Origin of the sequence: Bacillus cereus group sp. BfR-BA-01441 (assembly GCF_022663075.1) — a bacterium.
In the GTDB taxonomy this organism is placed as follows: domain Bacteria; phylum Bacillota; class Bacilli; order Bacillales; family Bacillaceae_G; genus Bacillus_A; species Bacillus_A cereus.
Genome location: NZ_JAKUEU010000214.1, coordinates 1 through 1,095, shown reverse-complemented (window position 1 = coordinate 1,095; position 1,095 = coordinate 1). Strand labels below are relative to the sequence as shown.

Below are 1,095 nucleotides of genomic sequence, written 5' to 3'. Positions count from 1 at the left end.
AAAACAGGTGAAATGCAGATAGGTATAGGGAAATTAGTAGATGGGTCAGGCAAAGTAACAAATGGTTTAAATACACTAAATAGCAAAACAGGTGAAATGCAGATAGGTATAGGGAAATTAGTAGATGGGTCAGGCAAAGTAACAGATGGTTTACACGTATTAAATAGCAATGCAGGTATCGGAAAATTAGTAGATGGATCAGGCAAAGTAACAGATGGTTTACATGCATTAAATAGCAATGCAGGTATTGGGAAACTAGTAGATGGATCAGGCAAAGTAACAGACGGTTTAAATACGTTAAATAGTAAAACGGGTGAGTTGCGTGATGGATCTGAGAAAGTGACCGGTGGCTTGAACAAATTAGTAAGTAAATCCGGTGAATTAAAAACAGGAACAACGGATCTATCAAATGGTATGGGAAAACTTGTTGAAGGGCAAAGCCAATTAGAGGAAGGTTCTCAAGCGATCCAAAAGGGATTGCAAGAGTTAAATAGTAACGTACAAAAGTCTGCTGCAGGCTTAGAGGAAATGCAGTCGAAAGTTCCTTCTATATTGAATACAGTAAATGAAAAAATAGATGGAGCTGGGGCGAATGTAAATCAGTTAAATGAACTTACACAATCAACAGCAGGAGATGCAAAAAATGCAGCACAAGATGTAGCGAATTTACAAAAGCAAATTGAAAGTTTACCAAAAGAATATCAAGAGCAGTTACAGCCATTCGTAACAAGTGCTGTAAAAAGTACAGCGACAGTTCAGCAAAAAGCTGCCGGAGTAGCAGGTGGAACAAATAAATTAAATGAAGAAGTGAAACAACTAAAAGGTGAAATACATCAAACAACAAATGGGTTGCAAAAAAACTTACCAAATCCAGCAGGGATAAAAACTCTAGCAGGTGCTATTGAGAAACTAACGAGCGCACAAAATGAATTTGTTAGTAAGTTTCATGGATTTGGTGAGGGATTAGATAATGCAAAAATAGGTGCCGATAAATTAAAAGATGGATCAGTTCAATTAATTGATGGAGTAACGCAATTGCAAAGTGGCTCTGGAAAAGTGACAGCAGGATTAGGTCAATTATCTGCAGGAGTAAAT

The 1,095-nt window shown here is 37.2% G+C and carries 1 pseudogene; it reads left to right on the top strand.

The features are described 5' to 3' along the window. Positions 1–1,095 (top strand): annotated as a pseudogene (locus tag MR107_RS30105) (phage infection protein); the annotation flags it as partial.